Genomic DNA, 24002 nt, shown 5'->3' on the forward strand with positions numbered 1-24002 from the left:
GGCTACGATGCTGAGCATCTGCGCCAGTACTGCGACCGCTACCGGATGCAGCCGGTAATTCCGCTGCGAACCATGAAGCGCAAGCCTAAACCGGGGCCTCCTCGACTATTCGACCGTCCTAAATACCGGCAACGGAACATCATCGAGCGGATGTTCGGCTGGTTGAAGGAGAGCCGTAGGATTGGCACCCGTTACGATAAGCTAACAAGAAGTTTTGCCGCCATGGTCACGCTGGCTTGTACGCTGCGGTGCCTACGGCAGTACTTTTCGTACAGAGCCTAATACTCCGAATCCACGCTACTGGCGAGTCGCCATCGCCCTGTGGAGCCCAACTCCCCCCAAGCCACTGCACTCCCTGGCTATCGCCAGGAAGGAGAAGTATTGCCCATGGAAAGCGAGATTCTTTCCGAACAAGAGCTAGAGGAAATCACCGGCTATAAAGAGCGCGCCTGGCAACGTCGCTGGCTGGATGAGCGCCAATGGCACTACGTCCAGAGCCGCGGAGGGCGCCCCCTCGTTGGGCGCTTATATGCCCGCCAGATGCTTGGTACTCCAGCGGTACAGCCATCAGCCCCCACGCAACCAAAACCAACCTGGACACCCGACTTTTCCAAGGTGAACTGAAGTGCGACCGCGCAATCCAGATAATCGAGACCTTCCCATCAATATGTATCGCCATTGTCGGCAGCGTAAGAACGGAACGGTCTGGATCAGCTACTACTACCGCGGATCTGACGGGAAAGTCATTCCGCTGGGCCGGGACTTAAATAAGGCCCGGTTGCGCTGGGCAGAACTCGAGGCCAAGGAAGCGCCAGCCGACCTCAAGACAATGCAGGCCATCTTCGATCGCTATGAGCGCGACATCATCCCCTACAAAGCACCGCGCACCCAGAGAGACAACAAGGCTGAGCTGAAACAGCTGCGGGCGGTGTTCGACAGCGCACCAATTGAGGCCATCACGCCTGCAATGATCGCTCAGTATCGCGATGCGCGATCGGCGAAGACCCGGGCGAACCGCGAGATCGCACTGCTCTCCCACGTGTTCAACATCGCACGCGAATGGGGACTGTGCGAGCAGGCCAACCCCTGTCAAGGGGTACGCAAGAACAAGGAAAAACCGCGCGACTACTACGCCAATGATGCAGTCTGGAAAGCGGTCTATGCGCAGGCCTGCCATGAGCTACGTGATGCCATGGATCTGGCTCTGCTGACCGGCCAAAGACCGGCTGACGTGCTCGCGATGCGCCGCGACGACATTGTCGACGGCTACCTGCTGGTGCGGCAGGGAAAGACCGACAAGAAACTGCGCATCCAGGTCGAGGTCGATGGCGAGCCCAACAGCCTCGGCAAGCTGGTCGAGAGGATCAATAAAGGGAATGCCGAGTACCTTTCGCCCTTCTTGGTCATCAACCGACGCGGCCAGCGCGTGTCATGGCCGATGCTCCGAAATCGCTGGGACGATGCTCGTGAGTCGGCTGCCATCAAGGCAGCAGCAGCTGGCGAGCAAGAGCTGGCTGTGAGGATCAGGCAGTTCCAGTTCCGGGATATCCGGCCAAAGGCTGCCAGCGAAATTCGAGACTTGTCAGACGCAAGCGTGCTGCTCGGGCACTCGACCGAGGGCATTACCAAGCGTGTCTATAGGCGCGTCGGCGCCATCGCCAAACCATCGAAATAGCAAAAGTTTTCGCACGCGTGTGAAAACTAATGCAACAACATGGCTTTGGCGCAGAAATGAAAAAGCCCCGTAGACCTGAATCTACGGGGCTTTCATAGTGGAGGCCGAGGTCGGAATCGAACCGGCGTACACGGATTTGCAATCCGATACTATTTCTGTTTCATATCAATAGGTTAGCAATATACCGTTTCCACTACTGGGAAATTTTGTCTTGCTTACAGCCCTAGAGCCACGCGGCCTCGCTTTCCCCAAGTGGAAACGATTTACCCCGCATTCCAGGCCCCGTTCTGGACGAATTTCTCCCCTTCCTCGCCTGTCCGGGCAACCTCAATCACTTGCAAGTAGTCGCTTTACACCAAGCGCAAAAATCGCCAAGCAGAGAGCCAGGCGTTCAGGACAGGAAAGCCTCGAGCTAGACGCTTAGAACTCCCTCATTGGCCTAGGCAGCCTACAGGCCCGGAAAGATTGGCTAGAGTACATTGCTGGTCATACCACAGGGCTTGCAGCGATACCTTGGCAGGCCGCCACCAGATTTAATGGCCTCAAAAACAGCATCAGGATTTGACTGGCACCAGTAACATTAGGCGCCTGCGGAATTCTTCGACGTTCCTTTGTAGATGGGTTGGTGAAACGTCAAAACCCTTTGCTGATAGGCCTGACCAATTTACACCAGCTAGCAAGCCATCCCGGACAAGCCCAGGCACCCAGCGCTCACAAAATATTGACCACTCTATAGCCACAGGAACGAAGCTGTTATAGGCAGGCACGCCATGAATCACCTTAAGAGCACGTGACTCAGAAGACCAAAATGGCATAGCCCGACTCCCATCACTATTAATAGGGGCTGGAAAGCCACCCGTGTCTTTAATTCCCCAGACTCGCCCCGATTCGGCTACCTCGCGATAAAACTCTGAAGCATGGGAGGCTGCAATACTCATATGCACCGAACTATAAATAGAGACAAAATGGTGTATAACTCCCCGGACGGGCGTGGTGTATAATATTCCTTGCCATGCTTGCGCCCCTGTCTATTCCGCTGGTTTCGCAGTCATAATTGCTGCTTTGCGACGTTATACACCAAGGCCATCAGCACTTGGCAAGTTGCTAATCGGATCATTGCATAGCCCGTAGGGTGGATAACTCGTGTAGCGATTACCCACCGTCTGCATCGGTAGACAAGGCTGCACCGTTGTCTACCCTACTCGCTTGCGCAACGCAAGGTATAGACGCCTCAGGAGAATCGGCATTAACAATAAATACACATAGCTGCAAACTTCACTCTGAAACTGCAAATAATAATTCATATTATCCATTGAGAAGCCTTCACGCCTCCAAATTAAACCCTGCAAGACACTCGAAATAAACTCCACAACCCTCCACACTCCAAACAAGGACAACAATGACACCATAAAGAATAAGCCCCTGTGAGAGACCTTCCTCCAAGCGACCACTGTTGCCAAAAAAGAAATTATTATCGAGCAGTAATCAGCAATCATATGCGGCATCAAAATCAACTTCACCCAGACGTCCTTAGGTATTAACACTACCAGCCAATAAAAGTTTTAACGCAACCCCGAGAGCATTTCCGACACAGGAGCATGGAAACCATTAATCAAAAGACTAAGCAACGGGGGAAACTCCGACTTCTCATAGACCGCCTGACTTTCCGAAATCAGTCTGGCCACGGAAACCGGCGCAGGCGACAGCCCTTCCGACTCTATCGTTACCTCTTGAGCAAAACCCAAAACCGGGAAGAGGAAGAGCAACGTACAACTTATCTTTCGCATGATCACCAACCAAAATCCAATCATTAGTCTTGCAGGGTGGGCAACTCGTAAAGCAATTGCCCATCGTTTGCATCGGTAGACAAGGCTGTGCCGTTGTCTACCCTACTTGCTTGAACTATAAGTTAGAGGTCAAGCCTCTCCGCCGTCATGTATTCCAAGTTTGCTAGCAATATTTTTCCTGAGCTGCGTGATCTCCTGAATATGTTGATTTGCCGATGTAGGGTTTTGGTCAAATTTTGCAATAACCAAGTGCTCACCTCTGGGCCCACTCAGGTGTAACGACCTTCCCGCATAACTTTCGACTTGGGAGTAAATTCGAGAGTAGCTTGATAGATCAACTTGCCTTCTGAGAATTAGTGAGTACGGCTTTCTGTAGAAATAGGTCAATATTTTTCTTTTTGTATCGATGACCGCTGATTTGGGGCTCGCTAGCAAGGCTGCGTTCAAGGCTGTAACTGCCGTAATGGCAAAGATTGTGTTGGTTAGCTTTATAGCAACTAGAAATAAAATTGCAGAGTAAATGATTTGCAGAAACCATTTACTTGCGCTGACTGGAATATAGATCATGTCTTCGTGCATGCTGATTATCTAACTACAGATAGACAACAAATGGCGTATAGCTCGCCAAATGGGACTGGTGGATAACACTCTCTTTGCCTCAGCTCTCCCTTCTACGCCGCTGATTTCACGGCCAAGCTGGCCGCTTTGCGACGTTATACGCTATACACTGCTGGCGCCAGCAGTTAGCTATCCAACTATAAAGTCCGACCCCGCCTGCTCTCAACCTCGCGCATAGCCTCTCCCAGTCAACTCCTATCCGACAGGGTGGGTAACTCGCGTTGCGATTACACACCGTTGGCATCGGTAGACAAGGCTGCGCCGTTGCCTACCCTACCCGCTGCCTCCTCCGAGGCTCTGGAGCGTTCGGCACTTGGGAAAGGCCGAGCAACCCCAGAACTGCTGCCCTGCTTTCGGGCCGGTCTTCAGCGTGCGAATCAGCATCAGGCTGCCACATTTGGGGCATTTACGCTCGGCCGTGGGATCGCTGCGGCGTTTGAGGTTCTGCACATGCTCGCGGTGAGTAGCGAGCGTCGGTGCTCGGCGGCCGTCCTGCAGCGCACGCAGCAGAGCCTCCACCTCGGCCTCGCTGAACACCGGCTCTCGGAACGACTTGATGTAACGGATAAAGCCGATGCCTTCGGTGACGTTCGCCGGCATCAGGGTCTTGAAGGTGCTGCCGCCGACGAAGGCGATCACCGAATGCAGATGCTCCGGCGCCACACCGAGCGTCGCCTCCAGCGCCTTGAGGTGCTTGTAGTTCTGCCGCAATGGGTTCTGGAACCTGAAGCTCTGCTTGTAGAGTTTCTGCGTCCACTGCGCCTGCTGTTCGTTGCCGAAAATCCAGCCATTCATGTTCTTGGTTTCGAGCACGAAGATGCCGAAGCGCGAGACAAACACATGGTCGATCTGCGTCGTACCGTCCGGTGTCGTCAGCGTCACATTGTGCAGACGGCGATATGTCTGCTTATCCAGTTGCCAGTGCGCGAACAGACGAACCAGCAGCTCGCCGATATACCCCTTTACCCAGGGCGACTTCAGGAGGCCGACCAACAACATCAGTGGCGCAAGCCAGATGGCCGTTTTCCAGAGCTGGGCGATTACGGGTGTGAAGTCCAATTTCTATATCTCCAGCTACGACAGGATGGTGCTTTGTGCGGTAGGTAAGGCTGTGCGTTGTCTACCCTACGAGCTAGCTTTTTCGCATCAAAGTGATAGCCAGTTGCCATAATACCTCCTATAGCAATAGGATTGCTGGTATTTATCAAGGAGGTTGAAATGGAGTTTATCGAAAGGCTAAACAGCTTAGCGGCCAAGATTCGCCAACAGAGTGCAGCTATCCAGACGGAAGAGGCCACGAAAAATGCTTTCGTCATGCCCTTCATCAATACCGTGCTTGGATATGACGTATTCGATCCAACCGAGGTAACGCCAGAGTACGTCTGCGATATCGGCACGAAGAAGGGCGAGAAGATTGATTACGCCATTCTGAAAAATGGTGAAGTACAGATACTAATCGAGTGCAAGAAGATAGGCGAGTCGCTGAACATTAATCATGCTTCTCAACTCTTTCGCTATTTCCACGTCACCAATGCGCGCATCTCGATCCTGACAAATGGTCAAGTTTACAAGTTCTTCACGGACTTGGACGCACCGAACAAAATGGATGAAAAACCATTCCTAGAGTTGGACCTGCTCGACATTGATGAATATGTGGTACCCGAGCTGCTCAAGCTCACGAAGTCGGCATTCGACGTCGAATCTATCATCAATGCAGCGGGCGAGCTGAAGTATGTCAGCCAGATCAAGAAGGTGATTGCTACTCAGCTCAGCGTGCCTGATGAGGATTTCGTTAAGCTGATTGCCTCCCGCGTGTATGACGGCATTATCACGCAGAAGGTACGCGACCAATTTTCCGAACTGACGCGTAAGGCGGCGGCCCAGTTTCTAAACGACCAAGTGAATGAGCGACTGAAGTCAGCCATGAGTGGAAGCGCCAGCGCCATAAGTACGGTGCCCGCTCACGAAGAGAACATAAGTCCTGAGAAAATAGAGGACGATAAAGTAGTCACCACTATCGAAGAGATGGAGGGATTCCATATTGTGAAAGCGATCGTGCGCTCGGCCGTAGAAGCCAAGCGTATCGTTCAGCGTGATACTCAAAGCTATTGTGGCGTCCTGTTAGACGATAACAACCGCAAGCCCATCTGTCGGCTTCATTTCAACCGCAGCCAAAAATATATCGGAATTTTCGACAAAGAGAAAAACGAGACGCGACACCCCATTGAGGCCCTCGATGACATCTATAACTTCTCAGACCAACTGAGAGATACCGTCGGCTTTTATCTTAACTCTTAAATATTCAGGGCAACCATAAATGGACAAGCAGAGCGTTGCCCCTCTACTCGCTTTATAAAATCCATTCGATGGCAGATTCACGAGAATGAGCAGTCAAGTCATAAAAAACAGAATCCTTCTTGGAAGGTTGCACGATTTCGCTGAAGAGTTTTCGATGCAGCATCTTGAAGAGTCAAAAATATTCGAAAACTTTGTAAATTATGTAATCTTTTCAAGAATTGATCCTGAAGCATTTTCTGATCCATCGACATTCAAGGTCGTAGACATTGACTCAGGCGGCACCTTTGGAGTTGATGCCTTTGGGCTCATTGTAAACAATACTCTAATGACTACTGCAGATGACTTGGAGCTGCAGGCAAAGTCAAAAAGAATAGACGCAAGACTGGTATTCATCCAAACAAAAAGATCGACATCGTTTGACTCTGGTGAATTCTTGAAATTCACCAAAGCAGTTAAAGATATTTTCAATGAGGAAGGAGTTATTCAAGAATCTGAAGATATAGCTGAGACCAGGGAATTAATTAGCGAGTTATATAAGCCAGAAAACTCCAGATTCTTTGGCAATACCAGACCAAAGTGCGAACTGTATTTTATTACCACTGGAAAAGAGACAGGGGACGAGCTGTCGAAAAACCTAATAGATAGCGAAATAAAGTCAATCCTCTCATCTGTAGATGAAGTCCAAGACGTAAAAATAACCCATATAAACGCAGACAACCTGATAGACTTTTATGCAGAAATAGAGAACAAGTATGATGTAAATATAGCATTTGATAAAAATGTTCCATGCGAAAAAATAAGCGATGTAATTCAGGCATTCATAGGGTATTTGCCAGTTCATGAGTTCCTGAAGCTAATCACAGGGACGGACGGTGGAATTAGAAAAAACATCTTCTATGAAAATGTTCGCGACTTCCAAGGAGAAGAAAACTCTGTTAACACAGAAATCTCAGAGACACTAGCAAGTACAGACATGCTAGATAAATTCATACTCCTTAACAACGGGGTAACTATTGTCGCAAAGAATTTCTCAAACCTTCAGGCCACGGACTATAGGATAAGCGATTATTATATAGTTAATGGCTGCCAAACCAGTAACATGATATTTAGCTACAAAGATAGCTTTTCAACCAACTCCCCTCTCAGCATCCCAGTAAAAATAATACACACAAACAGCAATGATCTAATATCGAAGGTGATTCGTTCAACTAACAGGCAAACCCCTGTTCCTGTTGAAGCTTTTGCATCACTCGAAAAGTTTCACAAGCGGCTGCAGGACTATTACAAAGCGTTCTCAGCGTCTTCTCCGGAGCCGTTATTTTATGAGCGCCGCTCGAAAGAATTCTCTAACGCAGAGCAGAAAATAGAACGACCAAGGGTGGTTAACTTGCATGGCCAGATTCGATCATTCACTGCCGTGGTATTGGGTGAGCCTCACCTGATACTAACAAGGAATCCAGTGACAATTCTGCGCGACCTAGGCCAGAAGAAGCAAATCTTCCAAGAAGACCATGTAAATGCTCCATATTACTTCTCGTCACTCCTTTTGTTTTTGTACTTTAAGCTTCAGGCACAAGGAAAAATAAGTCAAAAGTATGAGATATCTAGGTACTGGGTGTGCTGGATAGTCCGTATGCTCATGACAAAAAAAATAACTATAGGAAACCTGAACTCACAAAAAACAGAGAGTGAGCTTGAAAAAATAATCGACTCTTTCAAGAACGAAGAGACACTTGATTCGACCTTTAAAAAAGCCTGCTCCATATTTGAGTCGGCAAAAGAGTCATACTCATCAAGTAATGGCCGCAAGCGAAATGGAGAATTGGTGAAGATCCGGGATTTCAAGAAGGAAGTAGAGAACATCATGGCGCGAGAACTTCAAGGCAATAAATAAAGACTTGATGGCCCTATATCTAAAGCCCCCCACAAGAGCATAGGGCCATCTAGCAATTTCTAGGCTTCACTCTTGACGCCCCTCTGCAAGACGGCTAGGGTTCCCTCGTCGCTGTAATCCAGCGACCTGGGCTTGGCGGCCCGGTTAGCAAAGGCGGTCACGAAGCCGCTGTAAGCGGTTTTTTTGTGCCCGCAACATGGCTGCACCCTTTATGGGCGGGCCGTGTGAGGGGGCCTCACGGCCCGCCGGTTCCTTTGCCCGGTCCGCCAACCCGCACGGTTCCGCTCACCCCTCTTGGCGGAGGGGAAGCGGTCAACGGACTGCAAAGGGAAAAACACCATGTCGGCCATCAGCAGCCAGCTCGGCACCGTCAGCTTTCAAGGTCACGATCTCACCGTCATCTCATCTCCCGCAGGCGAACGCCTCGTGGCGATGAAGCCCATCAGCGAAGCCATCGGCCTCGACTGGAAGTCACAGTACGCACGCATCCAGCGTCACCCTGTCCTCAAATCGACCATGGTCATCACGACCACGGTTGCCGAAGACGGCAAGGAGCGCGGACTCGTCTGCCTCCCCCTCGACCACCTCAACGGCTGGCTGTTCGGCGTGGATGCCTCCCGCGTGCGCCCGGAGATCCGCGAGCGGCTGGTGCAGTATCAGCGCGAATGCTTCGCCGCCCTCGCCGCTTACTGGCAGCAGGGCGAGGCGCTGAACCCGCGCACGATGGCCACCGCCCCGGCCGGGCCGTCGGTGCCGATCCGCCTGACGTACAACGACCGCGCCTTCCGCATCGTGCCCGAGGGCGAGGAGCTGTGGTTCGTGGCGGCCGACGTGGCCAACGCCCTGAGCCTGCGCGACGCCTACTGCGTCACCCGCCACCTGCGCCCCGAGCACCGGTCGCAGCGGCAGGTGGGCCGGCAGATGCTCAACGTGATCGACCGCCGCGGCCTGGACCTCGCCCTGCTCCACGCCCGCCCCGAGCGCGCCGAACCACTGCGCCTGTGGCTCGATGCCGCCCTTGAGCAGTTCGTGCCCAGCCCAGCGCCACGCGCCCTCCCCAACGGCCTGTCCGGCGAGCAGCAAAGCGCGATCAAGGCCCTGGTCGCGGCGCGCATCGAGGCCCTGCCCGAAGCCCGGCGCGGCAAGGCAGCTACCGCCTGCTGGTCCGCGCTCAAGAGCAAGTTCGGCTGCAGCTACAAGGAAATCGCCCCGGAGCAGTTCACCGAAGCGGTGAGCCTGGTGGCGCGCATCGAGCTGGAGGGCGAGTGGCTGGAGCCGGAAGCGCCGAAGGTACTCGGCCGCCTGCCGATCGACTTTCCCATCGAGGACTGGAAGGCGAAGAACCCGCAGCAGTTTCGTAGCGATAACCCAAACAGCCCCGATCTGGTGGTGGGCTACAACGACCTGCTGACGAGCGACTACTCCCCCTGCCTGGAGCTGCTCGACACCCTGCACAACGCCGGCTACCGCGTCGACGGCGCCTACTACGAACTGCGCTCCTACCAGAACCTGATGCGCCAGATGGACGTGACCATGCGCCTGATGGCCAGCAACATCCAGCAGGCCATCGAAGGCTTCCAGCGCGACCGCCGGCACATGCAGAAGTACGTGAACGTGAAGCCCTCCACCCCGCCCACGCCCGGCCGCTGAATCGCAGACACAAAAAAAGAGCCCCTGCGGGGTGGCAAGGGCTCTTCGCGACGCTCTATTCAGGGCTCTTATTGCCTCTATGCCATATCATTCGCGCGCTTAGACTTTCATGGCGAGTTAGGGGCGATTGATGTTCTGGAAACGCGACAAAACCGTTCGAGTTGAGCTGGTAAACCCGGAGATTCGGCTAAAGGCCGAGCAGACTGCACCATTCCCCGAGTCCAACAACCAGCCAACGGCACCAGCTGCTGCTTCGCAGACCAATCTGGAGCTCAGTCTAAAATTGGTCGCACTGGCCGCAGTTGCCATGCAAGGGCTGCTCGTGGTGTATGGTTACTGCGCGCTCGCTGGCGAATACGATGCTTTTGGTATCAGCATGAACGAGCTAGATATTGGCATATCGTCCTTGCTTTTCTACGGCTACATTTCTCTGCTTCTCGACACCATCATTCCACTCTCACATGTTCCCCATATTGGGGCTGTGCTACAAGCCATACTCTACATGCTCTTGGCCGGGGGGATCGTATGGTACTTCAAGCGAACCAGTTTATTAGAAGAGAAGCTAAAGACAACGGTACTCCTTAGCTTTGTCCTCTTCCTACTCGTCATCCTGCCGATACTCATCCTCAACCGAGGGCAAAAATCTGGTCTTGAAGATATCGCCCAGCACGGACTTTCGGCTCCTGCCAGTCAACTGCAGAAAACACACATCATCCAGACCGATCAGGGCGAGAAGCAGGGCATGCTGATTACGGCGACAACGAAATACACCTTCCTGCTGGCCGGCACCGAGGTACTGAAGATCAACAACGACAGCAACAAGGTGATACGCGTTACCAAGCTGTCCGCCAAGGAATAGCAGACAGCATTCGCCCCAGCGCCTGCCCAGCGAACATCAGAGTACAAGTAGCCCTGGTCACGGCGCGTAAGGCCGCCACCGCCTGCTGGTCGGCGCTCAAGAGCAAGTTCGGCTGCAGCTACACCCCGACCACGCCTAGCCGCTGAATTGCAGACACAAAAAAGAGCCCCTGCGGGGTGGCAGGGGCTCTTTATGTTGAAAGATTTAGGCGCAGGCCATGAAGCGCCGATAGTCAACACGCTCTGACAACTTCACTCGGCAAGGAATAGGTGATCCGCGCTCCGTTGAACCTCACAAGACCACGGACGCACAGGTCATCGAGCAGTTCGGAGAGTTGCTGCGGGGACAGTTCCTTGCGGAACAGGGCATCCAGGGTGCTGAGCAGCGTTTTCTGGGTACGCGGCTTAGAAGCCTTGCGTCGCACGAGATCGGCCACGGCAGCATCGACCCATGCGTTCTTATTGCCGTCCTCTGCCGCTGTTGCCTTGAAGTAAGGGATCTCGGCGATGCTGAGCGAGCGCTGGGCGAAAATCCTGCGCGCCTTGAGGTGCTTGATCAGCGGGTCGAAGCCGGTGTCTTTGGAGATGATATGGAAAAAACCGGTCGGGTCTTCCGTGGCGAGCACACCGATGTAGTAGGCGATATGAAAGTCCAGCGCATTACTGCCGGCCGTCTCCAACTGGATGTACTCGGCATTCGTGCCCAAAACCTGCAACGAGGTGGCGAGGCTCACGGGGATTTTGGCCTGAGTCGGGCCGAGAAAGACTTTGACCTTGAAGGGACCATCCTGAAGCAGACCAATGTCCTTGGGCTGCACATTCTCGTAGTCAACGAGGATGTAGTTCGTACGCATCGTTTCTCCATACTGATGACACATCGGCTTTTTAGCCGGAGCTGCCGCGAAGCTAGCGCAATGTTGGCGAAACTGTCTACGGCATGGAAAACGGCGTGATACAGATGCCTCAAAACCCCTGTCGGCATGCGTCATCACTCGCTCAGCCCGAGCGATAGCTCGCTGCACATCTACTGAGCCATAGGTACTGGCGCCTCCTGCGAGACGGGCAAGGCCTGCAAGCGCTGTCGCTCGATGCACTCCAGTACCTGCCCGGCGCAGCTCAGCAGTTCCCCCTCCAGCGCATCGACAGCGGCGCGCCAGTCGTCATTGGTGTGCAGGGCCGGCCGCGCCGGTAGTCGGCACGGGGTCAGCGGGCAGTTGATCCGGGCTGTGGTAGGCGGCGGGATCGGTGGTCTCGGGCCGCTCGTACAGCCGGCCAAGAGCAGCAGGCACAACAGTGGCGAGATAATCGGCGACGGCTTGGTCATGGCGTTTCAGCTCCTCAAGGGCGCGGTTCTGTGCCTGGGCATTGCGGGTGATGGTTTGTTCGAGCGCACGCATGCGCTGGTCCAGGGCGGTGATCTGGCCGATCTGCTTCTGCTGCTCGGCCAGCACGTCGGCCTGCCGCTCGACGAGTTGCTGCGAGTCGGCGAGCGCCTGCTCGGCGTGTTCGGCGCGGGCGGACTGCAGGCCAATGCGCGGCGACAGCCCCCACCAGACGAGGCCGGCCCCGACCAGCAGCAGGACCAGGGCGATACCGACGGCGGCCAGCAGGCGGAATTGCACGGGGATCAGATCGGCGAGGCTCATGCCAGCACCTCCGTGGCCCGCGACCACAGGGCCAGCCGCTCCTTCTGTCCGTTCAGTCCACCGTTGATCCGGCGGGTGATGTCCGCGAACCGGCCCTGGTCGGCGAGGCCGTTCAGCTCCTTCACCCACCAGAACCAGCCGGCGGATTCCGCCGCCCACTCCGGCTGCTCGAGCAGCTCGGGCTGCCGGAGCAGGCGGTCGTCGCCGAACAGGGCGATGCTCACCGCCGCGTAATTGGCCCGCCCGGTGATCTGGATCAGGCCGCGGCCGAGGTAGCGCCTACCGTCGCCGTCCGCCTGCGGCGTGTTGCCGAGGTCGGTGCGCAGGTCGTAGCGCGCCTGGGCCGGCGTCGGCCCCCAGATTTCCCGGGTGTAGCGCAGTTGGCTCGACTCGTGGCCGATCTGGGCGAGAAAGGCGGCAATCCGCCGGGGCGTAGTGATCTGCCAGCGCTTCATGGCCGCGTTGAGAACCGGCACAAAAACGCCGGCACGAGGGCCGGCGTGGGGCATAATCTGCAGCAACTGCTGCTCAGTGATGGGCATGGGTTTCTCCAGGCGAAAAAAAGCCCGCGATGGGCGGGCTATTGGTGAAGGCGGCTCAAACTGGTCAGCGTTTTGTAGTCATCCACGCTCAGTCATGTCGACTCAGCGGTGGAATCGGCGGTGATTATGCGGTCGGCTCCAGAGCGGCAATGCGCGCCTCCAGCTGCGCGAGGTACGCGGCCTGACCGCGGGCGATGAACAGGTTGAGCTCGTCGGTGCGGAACGAGTAGCGGTCGCCCGCCTCCTGCGTGACCTCGGTCCAGGCCTCCTTGATCAGTGCGCCGTTCTCGTAGCCGATGACGTTGCCATCGGCATCGGTCACCGGGACCTGCTCATAGGTCGCCGGATGGTCGACCGTCACCTGCGGCCAGCTGTCGTAGCAGATGAAGCCATAGTTGAAAGGCTCCAGGCCGTTGGCCTGCAGGATCTCGATGGCGCGCTGCACGGTCAGGCCGATATGTTCGCGGGCGTCTGCGCCCTTCTCGGTCACGGCCGCGAGGAATTTGTAGGCGCCGATCTCCTGGGCGAGCTGCCGGGCCGCCGCGATCTCGCCGTCGGTCAGCGCGCGGACTTCAGTTTTCTCTCGGGCGTCGGAGGTATTGATAGTACCGCTGGCCGCATAAAGCACAGACCAACGGCCGCTCGGATTTCCTAGCATTTTGGCCCCGTCCTGTGCAGGAGAGAACCGATCGATAGCCACGTAGTAGGTGGTTCCGTCGTAAAACGTTAGGTTAACCGCGTCATTTGTCGTCCGAATAATCCGGAAATCGAAGTCCTCCGTCAGGCCATCCCTGAAATCGATATAGGGGGTGGCAGATATAACTTCGATAGCCCCGGTATAAACACCCGACAGGCTGATACTCGCAGAAAAGTCTCTCAACCCAAGTGCAGCCAGTTGCCCATCCTGATTTCCTGCGGCGAGTAGAGTTCTAGCCCTCGCCGTCAGAGTTGACAACGATAGGACGCCCACCCCACTGAAATACGGCAAGCGGTCGGCGTCCCCGGCCAGCTCATTCAGGGCCTTGGCATTGGCTGCGCTTCCCGCGGAGCTGAAAATCTCGTTGAAATTCGTCTCGAGCTTCTGGAGGGCTGTCCGCGCCGTATCGCCGCCCGAGCCACTGCCGGCGGCGCCGTAATTGATGGTCTGCTTTGTCATGCTGACTTCCAGAAAAAGAAAAGCCCGCACATGGCGGGCTGATGAAGTGTGAAATTAGTAGGGCGGCATAGCGCCAGGGTTTAGGTTGCCGTCAACTTGGCATAGACCAGCGGCTTGTGTCCCACCAGGCTATACCCGCCCTGGGCCCAGTCGACCAGGAACACCCTGTTGTTGGGGTAGTCGACGCACACCCCCCACATGGCCCCGGAGGTGTTGACCCCTAGGTCGTCCATGGCGAACGGGTTGAGCAGTAGGTACTCGTCGGTAGTCAAGGCGTTGTTGGAACCGGACAGCCAGTACGGGAGGGCGGTGGCCCCAATCTTCCCGGCGTAGGTCCACGGCCACAGCGCCCTTGTGAACAGAACGGACGGTTTGTCCGAGTCGAACAGCAGTTTCCCGGTCTCGTCCCATAGCCGCATCCCGTAGTCCGCGCTCGGGGAGACGTCACTGGAGGCCACGAACCACTTGCCATGGGGCCTGCCGTTCACGTTGTAGGTCTCCAGCCTGAATCCGGTCCAGTTTCCGGGGGTCCCAACCAGGGCAACCTGGATGTAGGTCCGTAACTCCCAGGCTATCGTCGTCGGGTCGGTCGGGTGCAGGAAGACCAGGGGCGGTATCTGGGAGGTGATCGGGCTGGGGAAGCGGAGCGTCACCTTGTTGGTGCCAGACGCGGCGTAGGTGCCCTCAGCCAAGAGGCACAGCGTGGGGGTCATGGAGTCGATCTGCACCCGGCTGCTGTCGTTGATCGCGCGGAAACCGTACGTCATCAGGCAAACCTCAAGACCATCAGGGTGACTCGGGTCTTCGTAAACATGCCGTCGTTGTACTCCGGGCGGTAGTTGTAGACCTTGATGGAGCCTGCGGTAAGCTCGCTCTGCTTGATGTAGGGACAGGAGTTCCAGTAGTCGCCGTAGTCGACGGTGTAGTCGTCTATCGGCAGCATGACCGCGCAGCACTTGGCCGGATCGAAGTCTGGTATCGAGTAGGTGCGAGTCTCGTTACCGGTGGCGGATCGGAAGTCCACGACGGTGGTGAAGATCACCTGGTAGGTGAAACTGCTGGTATCAAGAATCGCAGCGCCTGCCCCGTCAAATAACCGCATTCCATAGGACATGACTTAGGCCTCCTGATCGCCGAGCTGGACGCGCAGGACGTTATTCGCATCCCAGAACTTGATCGCCTGGTTATTCATCATCATCCGCCCCTTATTGGCGACTGCCCCATTGATTTCGAACGGGCCGTCCAGGCTCAGCTTCCAACCGGTCTGGCCGGCGACATAGTTGGTCGACTGCAGGTAGCCGGCGATCTTGGCGCTGGTGATCGTGCCGTCGCCGATGACGGCCGAATTGATGAACACCTGCCCGCTCTGGATCACGAACGGCGTGCTGATCGCCCCGTTGGCGGTGTTGATGACGGCGAACCGGTCCGCCTGGAACAGGATCTGCGACTGCAGGCCGGCGGGCGTGTTCTCGATGCCGAGGCCCATGCCGGCGGCGTAGTACTTGCCGTCCTGGGTGACCTGCAGTTTGACCGACCACATCGCCTGCAGGCTGCCATCCAGCGACGCGAGCGCCTGGCTGGTCTGCTGGATGGCGGCACTGTTCTCGCCGGCGGCGGCTTCGACCGTATCGATGCGCACGGCCAGCGCGCTATCCGCCGTCTCCCGCTCGTACTGCTGGGACCAGACGCCGGCCTGAATCTGCTCGTCGCCGGCCAACCAGTCTCCACCGGCCAGCGGCGGGCTGATCCGGTCCACCAGGTGCTGGGCCAGTTGCGTCTCGCCGATCTGGCCGGCCAGGGCCTCTCGTAGCGCCCCGATATCGGCCGAGGTGGTTCCCGCTACCGCCAGGAAGCCGCTTTTGCCGTAGGCATTCACCGAGCGGATGAAGTAGTAGTAGGTCGTGGCGAACGACAGGCCAGTATGCGCGAAGGACAGCCCCTGCCCGAGATAGGTGGCCTGCTCGGGCGGCACGCTGTCGCTCAGGGCGTAGTAGAACTCATAGGTGCCGCCGTTGAGCCGCTTCAGCACATTGCCGGGGGTCAGGATCAGGGTATCGACCGTTGCCTGCACGGCACAGGTTTCCGGCACCGGCGGCCCGCTGATCTCGACACCGATGGTCGCCTCGCCCGAGCGCGCGGTCGGGCCCTGGGCCGAGATGCTGAGGGTATAGCTGCCGGCAGTCAGCCCGCTGATCGGGCACTGAGTCGCCGCCCCCGGCACCTGAATGGCCTGGATGGCCACACCGTTCTGCCGCACCACCACGCTGTAGTAGTTGAGCATGACGGACGGGGCCGTCCACGACAGCAGGCCCTGCACCGTCTCCCCCGCATCGAGCGGCGTCCAGCTCAGGCCGGTCGGCGCGCCGATCCCGCCGGCCGGCAGGGCGATGAAGCCGAGCGGCGAGTAGGGCTGGCCCACGGCATCGTCGAAGATCTGGGCGCCGTATTGGGCCAGCGTGACCGAGCAGGCGCTGTTCGCATCCATCGACCAGTCGCTGACGATGAACTCGCCGGCGATATTCAGGGATGGCAGGTTAACGCTGACCACCCGCCCCGGCCGGCAGTTGTAGCCGGCAAAGTTCAGCGGGATCTTGAGCGTGCCGCCGGCGCGCCGGCGGCGTAGTTCGAGGTTGGCCAGACGCTGGGCCTGGTAGACATCGGTCACGTAGCCGAACGACAGCGACTCGGCCGACTCGCCCCCGTCCTCGAGGACCCAGGCATCGACGACCACATCCGGATAGTCGGTCTCGGCCCAGGCCTGGGAGGGATCGATGAAGGTGCCGCGCACGGTGTTAATGGCCGAATCGTTGCCGACCTCGGTGGTGCCGGTGATGGTGCCGATCACCATGTCCTCGGTGATCTCGAACTCGGCGGGACCGTAGTAGGCGCCCGCCTGCAGCATCCATTTGCCGCCCACGCGCAGCAGCCGTCCGCCGCAAGAGTCGGTCAGCTTCTTCAGCACGTCGGCCCGGCTCTCGTCGGCGCCGATCACGGCGGCCGTGCGATAGCGCGGACTGGTGGTGCCGTCCGGGTTGGTGACGGTTTCGTCGCAGACGTTGGCGGCCGCGGCGAAGGTCTCGAAGACGATCTCGTCGTCCGGCACGCCGCAGCGATGGCGCAGGAACCAGAGGAGGTGCAGCGCGGTGTTCTCGCTGTAGCCCTCGGCGCCGCTGCGCGGGTCGTAGATATCGGCACGGCCGCGCACCACGCAGCTGAACTGCGGAATGCCGGTGGGGAATTTCTCGCTGTCGTATTTCAGGGAGAGGCGGACGAACGACAGGCCGCGCCCGATCTGGGTTTCCTGCCAGTCCGGGCAGTTGGCGAGCAGATAGGCGTTCGCCGCGACGGGGTCGATGATCACCTCATAGGTCGCCTTTCCGCCGAAGCTGGCGATCGGCTGCTCGTCGAGGGTAATCTCGTCCATGCCGGCGATGGCGCCCTCGGACAGGACGTAGACCAGGTGCAGCCACTCCTTTTGCGCCTCGCTGCCCGCCTGCTCCTGCACCCAGGCCAGTACGCCGCCCGTATTGACCCGCCCCAGGAGGTAGCGGGCCGGCGCCTTCGACGAGCGCACGGTCTGCGCCGACGGCTCGTTGGAGCCGAGCTTGGGCGTCATGCTCAGACCGGAAAAGATCCCTTTGACGCCGCTCATGACGTCATGGAAGGCGCCGACCGGATCGTAGAAAACCTTGATCGGTGCCCAGCCGAGCTTGACGGCGGATTTGACCGCTTTCATGCCTCAACCCTCCAAACCAACAGCGGCGTACAGTGAATGCGGCGCACGCCCTCTTCCGCCGTCGACCACCAGTCGCCGGCCCAGTGCACGGCCATGGCCCGGCCAGCCGGCCCCTCGTACAGCCCGACGTCGCCGCGCTGGGCGAACGCCGGGGCGACTCGTTCGAAGCAGGCATCCCAGGCGGCCTCCAGGCTGCCGTGGATCGTTGCCAGGGCGCGCTTGGCGCCGGCCTCGCTGGCGTACTGGCCGCGGTACGGTGCGGCCGGGTCTATGCCGCAGACCGCGCGGCAGCAGTCCGCCGCGAACAGGCAGCAGTCGAATTCGCCCCATGAAAAAGGCCTCCCGAGGGAGGCCTTGAAGGTGTCGTGCAGGCGTAACGCCCAATCGCGATGGCGCATGGTCTTACTCGTAGGTGAAGGCCGGGGCATCCTTCTTGGCGCCCCAGTAGATCGGCCAGCTGGCGAGCTGGGCGACGGCATAGAAGAAGCGGTCGTCGTCGCCGTGGCGGGCCCGGTGGTTCTCGTCGGTCCAGCGCTCGGTACCGGTCCGGTCCCACTCGGCCATGCGGTCGACGATGGTGACGGTGATGCTGTTGGTGTCGGCATTGCCGCCGAACGACATCTGCGCCGCGTCCATGCGCCCCGAGAGCAGGGTGTCGGCCGCATAACTTCCGTCCTCGGCGACGACCACGAACAGCAGCTTGCCCGGTCGCCCCCGACAGCCGTTCAGGTTGGTCTCGGCCATCACGGACGAGTCGATGCCGGACAGCGTGAGAGAAACCGACAGACTGGAGCCGGATTCCTCCGTCTCCTGGGAGCTGCCGACCTCGCCGAGGGTACCGACCCCGTCGTACGGCTGCCCGTCGAGGATGAGCTGGCCGGTGCCGGTGTGGGCGTAGACCGTGCCGGTCTTGAACGCCAGCTGGGCCGCGTAGACCACCATGAAGTTGCCGCCGGCGATGATGTCCACGACCTGCTGGCTGAAGGGAAACACGCTGCTCATCAGAAGGCCTCGCGCAGTTCGATGCTGCCGCTGGCGACCATCGGTCGCCGGGTCAGCGAGTAGGCATCGGTGGTCAGGCGCATCTCGGCAGAGGGGTTGCGGTACTCGACCGGCGTGCCGCTGAGCACCGTCTGGCGGATGCGGCGGTTCAAGCTGACGAGCACCGTGCCATCGGCGCCGGCCGTGGCATCGTCGGTGATCTCGTACATGACGCCGGCGACCGTGATGTAGTCCCCCGCCCGGAAGGCCTGGAGGCTGGGCGTAACGCCCCGGAGCAGCATGGTGGTCGCCAGGGCCTCGGCCATGGTGACGACCGGGCTGCCGATATCGTCCGACCGCCGACGGGTGAAGGCCGGCAGATTGACCGTCCCGAACTGGCCCTGAAGACGGCCCAAGAGTGCCGTCAGTTGCCGCTCCTTCCGGTCGCTCAGGCCATCGAACGACAGGCTGCACTGCCAGTACGCGCCCGGGAATCCCACGATCTGCTGGGCATTGCTCAGGGTCGAGGTGAAGGCCCGGTTGTTGTAGGTCATGCCCCAGGTCATCTCCTGCGGCTCCAGGGTGGCGGGCCATGCGATAGGCATTAGAGGCGCTTCCTGATGGTCTGAATAATCGGCCCGTTGCGATTGGCATCGCTGACGATGGCCGACAATGCCTGCTGGGCCCCCTGCTGGGCGGCCTGTCTGAGCGCCTGGATAGTTTGCTGGCTGGCGTCACCGTTGACAGTGATGGTCTGATGGATGGTCGTTCCACCGCCGCTGCCATTTCCGCTCCTGTCAATGTTCCCCGCCTGAATGGCGTTCAGCGTCCGATCCAGCTTGGCCGAGGTTTGAGCGGTAGTGACGCGCTCTCCCTTCTGCAGCAACCAGGTTCCGGTTTCCGGTACCGAGTCGATGCCGTCGTGGGCCATGCCAATCGCTGCAATGTTCCCGACGATGCTGGCTGTGGCGGCTGCAACGGACGCCATGGCTACAAGGTTCATCGGGAAGGGGTTGGCGGCAGCCATAGCGATACCGGTCTGGATGGCGACCATGGACTGCGCAATCGCCGCCGCCTTCTGCACCGCGAACATCGCCTTATAGAGACCTGACTGCTCGCCGGCAAATGTCTTAGTTATATCGGCAAGATCACCAAAGATACTTTCCGCAGCAGAAAGCTGCGCGAGCTGGCGGGCCTGCTCGATCTTGGCTAGCGCATCCTCATGCTGCTGCTTTACCTCCAGCTCCTGAGCATCCCAGGTAGCCGTCAGATCTGCACGCTCCTTTCGGAATTGATCCAGCATATCCAGCTGGGTCGAATACCATTTCTCCAGCTCGCTTTCTGCATCGTTGATCTTCAGCAGTTCGCTGAACGGGCCGCCCACCACCGCATCCAGCCCTTCATATTGAGGGGGCGGCGCGGTTGTCGCGTCAGCGATCTGCCCAGCGACCTTCGTCCGCTCATCCGGCGTGATGTTTTTCATCGCGTCGAGCACGGCCAAGCGGGCATGCATCTGGTCGGTGAGCTTCTCCTCGTCGGTGCGCAGATCGGCGACCAGTTGCTTGTAGTCTTCCTGTACTTTTTTCTGTTGCTCGTAGGCGGAGGAAACTTCCAAAGCGGCCCGCGCCTGGGCGATCTGGCTATCGGTGGCACCGTCCAGGGACAGCTTGAACAGCTTTTCTTGGTCCTCCGTCATGCCGAGAGTCTTGGCCTGGAGTTCAAGCGCGGCAATCTGGCTGGCTATGGCCTTGGCCGCCTTCTCCGCATCGGTCTTCGTCTTGCCACCTGCCGAGAGGTCGATGTTCAGGCCGGTACCACCGCCTGGCTTCCCGTCTGGCTTTGGCGGCTCGATCTTCGGAGGATTGCTCAGTAGCCCCTGAAGCTTCCAATACGACTCGATCTGGGCTTTGGTGGCTGCAATAGCAGCCTCGTGCTCGTCTTTCGTCTTGCCCGTCAGCCAGCCAGCAACCTTGCCATCCGGCAGCACAAGGTCTTGGTACAGGTTCTTAAACTTGGCATACGCCTGTTCTTGAGCCTTCAGCTGATCCTCCAGGCGCACGATGTCATCGCCGGCGGCGCCGTTCATGAATGCAGCCGCGGCCTCGGCAGCCCATTTGATGAAGCCGACTGTTTCGCGGGCGCCTGTGGTAATCGTTGAGAACGACTCGACAACAGCCTTAGCCATCGTGGTGGCGGCCTTCGCCGTCTCCGGATCGCGCAGTTCGTTGGTCAGCTCGAGCAGCTCCGGCAGCAGCTCGGCGGCGATCTGCTGACCTACTCCATTGGCGACCCAGCCAAGCAGGTCCAAGTCGTCATTGAACTGTTTGGCGCCGCGGATGGTTTCTTCGGATAGGATCAGGCCTAGGTTCTCGGCCTCGCTCGCCAAGTCGCGCATGCCCTTCCCGCCGTTCTGCAACAGCGGAATCAGGGCTGTCGCATCATCGGCGAGGGACTCCATGAAGAAAGTCATCTCCTGCCGATTGGCGCCGGCCTTCTCCAGGGTATCGACGAACAGCCCGAGCGCCTGCGGCCCCGAGAGATTGCGGAACTGGTCTGCTGTGACGCCTGCCTTTGGCGCTACCACATCGAAGAAATCCTTGAGCTCACCGCCCCCGGTGGTCAGGAACTCGCCGACCTTGTCGTTCACATCCTTGAAAATATCGGCCAGCTTTTCGTTATCGATGCCGACCGTACGGGCGCCAGCGGCGAACTTCTGGAATTCGGTAGTCGAGCTGTTGGCGAGCTGGGCAAAATTTTTCAGCTCGGCCGCCGAGTTGATACTGGACTTGATCCATACAGCCATCGCGCCGTTGACAATGGCAGAGGCAGCACCAGCAGCCTTACTGGCCACAGTCATGCTCTGCACGATCTGATTGCGCCATACAGCTGAACTACGCGCGGCCTTATCCAGGCCGGAAATAAAACCTCCAACTTTGGCGACTAGATCAATCGACAAGGCTCCTATGGATTTACCAGCCATTAACTTTTCTCCGGACAATAAAAAACCCGCAGAAGCGGGTTTTCATACAGCATATATTAAAATCCTGGATACTCACCAACATCGAAATCGAATGCTCTGATTCCTGCTCGATAGAAATCAATCCCAATACGGAGCTTCCCACCACTCTTAACAATACTTTCTAACTGCTTGGCATCCCTAACAAACATAATTTCGCTGTTATTCGTCGTACTTTGAAGCCCGGCCCATTTCTTAACTTGGCCGTTACCGATTCGCAAATTGAAATAGCAGTCACTGTAACTACACAGCATCTGGCCTTTATCTACGCTTAGAAAAGCATCAAGCTCATTTCCATGCTTTCGGAAATTAAGCGTCAGATAAGACCCACCAGGCATCTGATATGGGAAGTCGAAAACTGTTGAGTTCAACGATCTGCTCTTTAGAACAATAATGACTTCATCTGTCATCTGGTCCTTGTATTCATACCTATACCATTTTTCCACCGGTTTTGCTGGCGATTTACCATGCTCTGATATCGATACCGCAGAATCCTGAGAGACAAATTCTTTATCTTCTACGCTCGTAGCTTTTTGCAGCCATTCTCCATAATTCCAAGCTATAGGAAGAACTACAAAAAGCACGAAAACCCATCCGATAGCCCCTACTTTTCTCCTTACTTTTGCTCCACAGTGCGGACATGTCTTAGCACTGGTAGATACCTGACCACCGCATTCCTTACACTTGGCTATTGCCATGGAAATCCCTCACAACGAAAAATTGGAGGGTACCAAAGCGCCAGTATCTATGCCCAATTAGCCATCGCCTGCTCCAGCGTCAGCTCCGGCTCTTCGTGATGAGGTGCGAAGTCATACCACTTGAAGGCAGGAGCATGCTCCTTCCGGTGAGCGTTGGCATACAGAGCTGACAGCGATGCGATGGCCATTTCCACTCGCTGGCCGACGTTGAGGCTACCTCGCCGGCGCCGGTAGCGCATCCACTGCAGGAACTCGGGATAGCTGATACGCCCCTGCGCCTCGACGATGGTGCGACCGCCGATGCCGTTCAGCACCAGCTCGCACCAGGCCTCCTCGATCTCTGTCAGCTCGGCGTCTTTCCCAACTGGTTGACCTCCCCGATGACAGCCAACAGCGCCATGGTCAGGTTACCGGCCAGAGGTCCGCGCTCGGGGTCGGCCTCGCCGGTGATGTCGGCAGCCGTGAATACCGGATTTCCTTTGGCATCGCAGATGCAGGCGGCGATCCGGCCGGCGACGGCGTCGGTCTTTCCGCTCATCGCCGACAGGTCGCTGACAGCCGAACGATAGGACAGCGGCCGCACGTAGACGGTGGCGGTCAGCTCCTTGTCGCCCTGCTTCCAGGTGATCTCGCGCTCGACCGGGGCGCCGGTGAAGGCACCCATCTCCTTCAGGCTATCGATGGTTAGAATCATGCGGTGGCTCCTTTCCTGATCCAGGCCGATCCGCCGGAGCGCTGGATGGTCGCGGCGGTGGTCACCACGGCATTGGCAGAGAAGTCGAAGGGGAAGTCGCTCACGTAACCACGGAAGACGAACCAGGTGCGGGTGTTCGGGAGCGAGAAGTCGGTTTGCATGGCGACGGCTGCCGTTGCCGTAGCCCCGGTGCCGTCGCCGGCGATAGCGACGCTCGGCGCCGAGGTATAGCCGCTACCCGGGTTGGTGATGGCGATGCCGGTGACGACGCCTCCGGAGAGGGTGGCCTCGGCGGTCGCACCGGTACCGCCACCCCCACTGATGGTCACGGTAGGAGCAGTGGTGTAGCCGCTACCGCCATCGGTCACGGTCATCTCGGCCAGAGTCCCGGCCATTACCAGACCGGGTGCAATGTCCTTCCCATCCGACCAGCCTACGGCCCAGGCGATATCCTCGATGGAGTCATCCTCGGACAGCTGATGCAGGCGGATATGGGAGTCGTTGCGCGGGTCGGTATTGATCGTGAGACTGGCCTGGCCCGGCGTGCGTAGGCCGCGCAGGTAGCTGCGCACCGTCTCGCTCAGGCTGGTGGTTTCGATCTGGTCGGCCGGGTTTCCGCCGGGATTGAATGCGGTAGCTCCCTCGATTTCGAATACCTCGAACTCGGCGGGATTGCTGGCTTTTGGGGCAAGCGCGTAGATCTGCGTGCCCTGGGTGAGCTTGGCCATGGCTGGATTCTCCAGTACGGGTTTT

General features: G+C 57.8%; 26 protein-coding genes and 1 pseudogene. 7 read left to right on the forward strand and 20 right to left on the reverse strand.

Annotation, left to right across the window (positions count from 1 at the left end):
- From ACFOJE_RS21040 to ACFOJE_RS21050, 3 genes are all read left to right on the forward strand, one after another.
- Positions 1 to 282, forward strand: a 282-nt coding sequence (locus ACFOJE_RS21040) for a transposase (RefSeq protein WP_377816953.1), incomplete at its 5' end; no start/stop codon positions are given.
- 105 nt (positions 283 to 387) lie between these two features.
- Complete coding sequence (locus ACFOJE_RS21045; protein ID WP_377816955.1) at positions 388 to 624, forward strand: DUF4224 domain-containing protein; 237 nt, start codon at positions 388 to 390, stop codon at positions 622 to 624.
- A 1-nt stretch (position 625) separates the two neighbouring features.
- Positions 626 to 1675 (forward strand): tyrosine-type recombinase/integrase, encoded by a 1050-nt coding sequence (locus tag ACFOJE_RS21050; protein ID WP_377816956.1) that lies wholly within the window; start codon positions 626 to 628, stop codon positions 1673 to 1675.
- Between the two features lie 472 nt (positions 1676 to 2147).
- On the opposite strand, the pseudogene ACFOJE_RS21055 reads toward ACFOJE_RS21050, so the two are convergent.
- The 4 genes and pseudogenes from ACFOJE_RS21055 to ACFOJE_RS21070 all read right to left on the reverse strand — a co-directional run.
- Positions 2148 to 2255: pseudogene (locus tag ACFOJE_RS21055) on the reverse strand (IS1595 family transposase); the annotation flags it as partial.
- Positions 2230 to 2613 (reverse strand): DUF2750 domain-containing protein, encoded by a 384-nt coding sequence (locus ACFOJE_RS21060; RefSeq protein ID WP_377816957.1) that lies wholly within the window; start codon positions 2611 to 2613, stop codon positions 2230 to 2232. The pseudogene ACFOJE_RS21055 and the gene ACFOJE_RS21060, both read right to left, overlap by 26 nt.
- A 978-nt stretch (positions 2614 to 3591) precedes the next feature.
- Positions 3592 to 4041 carry a hypothetical protein gene (locus ACFOJE_RS21065; protein ID WP_377816958.1) on the reverse strand — a complete coding sequence of 150 codons (450 nt, stop codon included), beginning with the start codon at positions 4039 to 4041 and terminating at the stop codon, positions 3592 to 3594.
- A 312-nt stretch (positions 4042 to 4353) separates the two neighbouring features.
- Positions 4354 to 5139 (reverse strand): nuclease-related domain-containing protein, encoded by a 786-nt coding sequence (locus ACFOJE_RS21070; protein WP_377816959.1) that lies wholly within the window; start codon positions 5137 to 5139, stop codon positions 4354 to 4356.
- A gap of 159 nt (positions 5140 to 5298) precedes the next feature.
- On the opposite strand from ACFOJE_RS21070, the gene ACFOJE_RS21075 reads away from it, so the two are divergent.
- The 4 genes from ACFOJE_RS21075 (at position 5299) to ACFOJE_RS21090 (ending at position 10781) form a co-directional block, all read left to right on the forward strand.
- Positions 5299 to 6378, forward strand: coding sequence for a type I restriction endonuclease (locus tag ACFOJE_RS21075; protein ID WP_377816960.1), 1080 nt, complete (start codon positions 5299 to 5301; stop codon positions 6376 to 6378).
- Between the two features lie 85 nt (positions 6379 to 6463).
- On the forward strand, positions 6464 to 8272 hold the full coding sequence (locus tag ACFOJE_RS21080) for an AIPR family protein (RefSeq protein WP_377816961.1): 1809 nt from the start codon (positions 6464 to 6466) through the stop codon (positions 8270 to 8272).
- A gap of 339 nt (positions 8273 to 8611) precedes the next feature.
- Positions 8612 to 9922: a phage antirepressor N-terminal domain-containing protein gene (locus ACFOJE_RS21085; RefSeq protein ID WP_377816962.1), complete on the forward strand. Its 1311-nt coding sequence runs from the start codon at positions 8612 to 8614 to the stop codon at positions 9920 to 9922.
- Positions 9923 to 10052: 130 nt separating this feature from the next.
- Positions 10053 to 10781: a hypothetical protein gene (locus tag ACFOJE_RS21090; RefSeq protein ID WP_377816963.1), complete on the forward strand. Its 729-nt coding sequence runs from the start codon at positions 10053 to 10055 to the stop codon at positions 10779 to 10781.
- A gap of 232 nt (positions 10782 to 11013) precedes the next feature.
- On the opposite strand, the gene ACFOJE_RS21095 is transcribed toward ACFOJE_RS21090, so the two are convergent.
- The 16 genes from ACFOJE_RS21095 to ACFOJE_RS21170 all read right to left on the reverse strand — a co-directional run bounded on the left by ACFOJE_RS21095 (position 11014) and on the right by ACFOJE_RS21170 (position 23977).
- A complete protein-coding gene (locus ACFOJE_RS21095) occupies positions 11014 to 11634 on the reverse strand; it encodes a PIN domain-containing protein (protein WP_377816964.1) in 621 nt (206 codons plus the stop codon).
- 170 nt (positions 11635 to 11804) lie between these two features.
- The gene (gene lysC, locus ACFOJE_RS21100) at positions 11805 to 12056 is read right to left on the reverse strand and encodes an Rz1-like lysis system protein LysC (RefSeq protein ID WP_377816965.1); all 252 of its coding nucleotides are present in this window, start codon (positions 12054 to 12056) and stop codon (positions 11805 to 11807) included.
- Positions 11941 to 12426, reverse strand: coding sequence for a hypothetical protein (locus ACFOJE_RS21105; RefSeq protein WP_377816966.1), 486 nt, complete (start codon positions 12424 to 12426; stop codon positions 11941 to 11943). Before ACFOJE_RS21105 ends, lysC begins: the two co-directional genes overlap by 116 nt.
- Positions 12423 to 12968: a glycoside hydrolase family 19 protein gene (locus ACFOJE_RS21110; RefSeq protein ID WP_377816967.1), complete on the reverse strand. Its 546-nt coding sequence runs from the start codon at positions 12966 to 12968 to the stop codon at positions 12423 to 12425. Before ACFOJE_RS21110 ends, ACFOJE_RS21105 begins: the two co-directional genes overlap by 4 nt.
- 124 nt (positions 12969 to 13092) lie before the next feature.
- Positions 13093 to 14124: a tail fiber domain-containing protein gene (locus ACFOJE_RS21115; RefSeq protein WP_377816969.1), complete on the reverse strand. Its 1032-nt coding sequence runs from the start codon at positions 14122 to 14124 to the stop codon at positions 13093 to 13095.
- 80 nt (positions 14125 to 14204) lie between these two features.
- The gene (locus tag ACFOJE_RS21120; protein ID WP_377816970.1) at positions 14205 to 14891 is read right to left on the reverse strand and encodes a hypothetical protein; all 687 of its coding nucleotides are present in this window, start codon (positions 14889 to 14891) and stop codon (positions 14205 to 14207) included.
- Positions 14891 to 15226: a hypothetical protein gene (locus ACFOJE_RS21125; RefSeq protein ID WP_377816971.1), complete on the reverse strand. Its 336-nt coding sequence runs from the start codon at positions 15224 to 15226 to the stop codon at positions 14891 to 14893. The genes ACFOJE_RS21120 and ACFOJE_RS21125 overlap by 1 nt, the downstream gene beginning before the upstream one ends.
- Before the next feature lie 15 nt (positions 15227 to 15241).
- Positions 15242 to 17860, reverse strand: a complete 2619-nt coding sequence (locus ACFOJE_RS21130; RefSeq protein ID WP_449224146.1) for a phage tail tip fiber protein — start codon at positions 17858 to 17860, stop codon at positions 15242 to 15244.
- Entirely contained in the window at positions 17857 to 18258 is a 402-nt protein-coding gene (locus ACFOJE_RS21135) for a DUF6950 family protein (protein WP_377816972.1), read from the reverse strand. Before ACFOJE_RS21135 ends, ACFOJE_RS21130 begins: the two co-directional genes overlap by 4 nt.
- Before the next feature lie 4 nt (positions 18259 to 18262).
- Positions 18263 to 18862, reverse strand: a complete 600-nt coding sequence (locus ACFOJE_RS21140) for a hypothetical protein (protein ID WP_377816974.1) — start codon at positions 18860 to 18862, stop codon at positions 18263 to 18265.
- A complete protein-coding gene (locus ACFOJE_RS21145) occupies positions 18862 to 19446 on the reverse strand; it encodes a hypothetical protein (protein WP_377816975.1) in 585 nt (194 codons plus the stop codon). The genes ACFOJE_RS21140 and ACFOJE_RS21145 overlap by 1 nt, the downstream gene beginning before the upstream one ends.
- Positions 19446 to 21821 (reverse strand): phage tail tape measure protein, encoded by a 2376-nt coding sequence (locus ACFOJE_RS21150; RefSeq protein WP_377816977.1) that lies wholly within the window; start codon positions 21819 to 21821, stop codon positions 19446 to 19448. Before ACFOJE_RS21150 ends, ACFOJE_RS21145 begins: the two co-directional genes overlap by 1 nt.
- Before the next feature lie 56 nt (positions 21822 to 21877).
- Positions 21878 to 22555: a hypothetical protein gene (locus tag ACFOJE_RS21155; RefSeq protein WP_377816979.1), complete on the reverse strand. Its 678-nt coding sequence runs from the start codon at positions 22553 to 22555 to the stop codon at positions 21878 to 21880.
- 47 nt (positions 22556 to 22602) lie between these two features.
- A complete protein-coding gene (locus ACFOJE_RS21160) occupies positions 22603 to 22869 on the reverse strand; it encodes a phage tail assembly protein T (RefSeq protein ID WP_377816980.1) in 267 nt (88 codons plus the stop codon).
- Between the two features lie 29 nt (positions 22870 to 22898).
- A complete protein-coding gene (locus ACFOJE_RS21165; RefSeq protein ID WP_377816982.1) occupies positions 22899 to 23249 on the reverse strand; it encodes a phage tail assembly chaperone family protein, TAC in 351 nt (116 codons plus the stop codon).
- Positions 23246 to 23977: a phage tail tube protein gene (locus ACFOJE_RS21170; RefSeq protein ID WP_377816984.1), complete on the reverse strand. Its 732-nt coding sequence runs from the start codon at positions 23975 to 23977 to the stop codon at positions 23246 to 23248. The genes ACFOJE_RS21165 and ACFOJE_RS21170 overlap by 4 nt, the downstream gene beginning before the upstream one ends.
- Positions 23978 to 24002 lie beyond the last annotated feature (25 nt).

The organism is Azotobacter bryophylli (assembly GCF_042643485.1).
GTDB classification, from domain to species: domain Bacteria; phylum Pseudomonadota; class Gammaproteobacteria; order Pseudomonadales; family Pseudomonadaceae; genus Azotobacter; species Azotobacter bryophylli.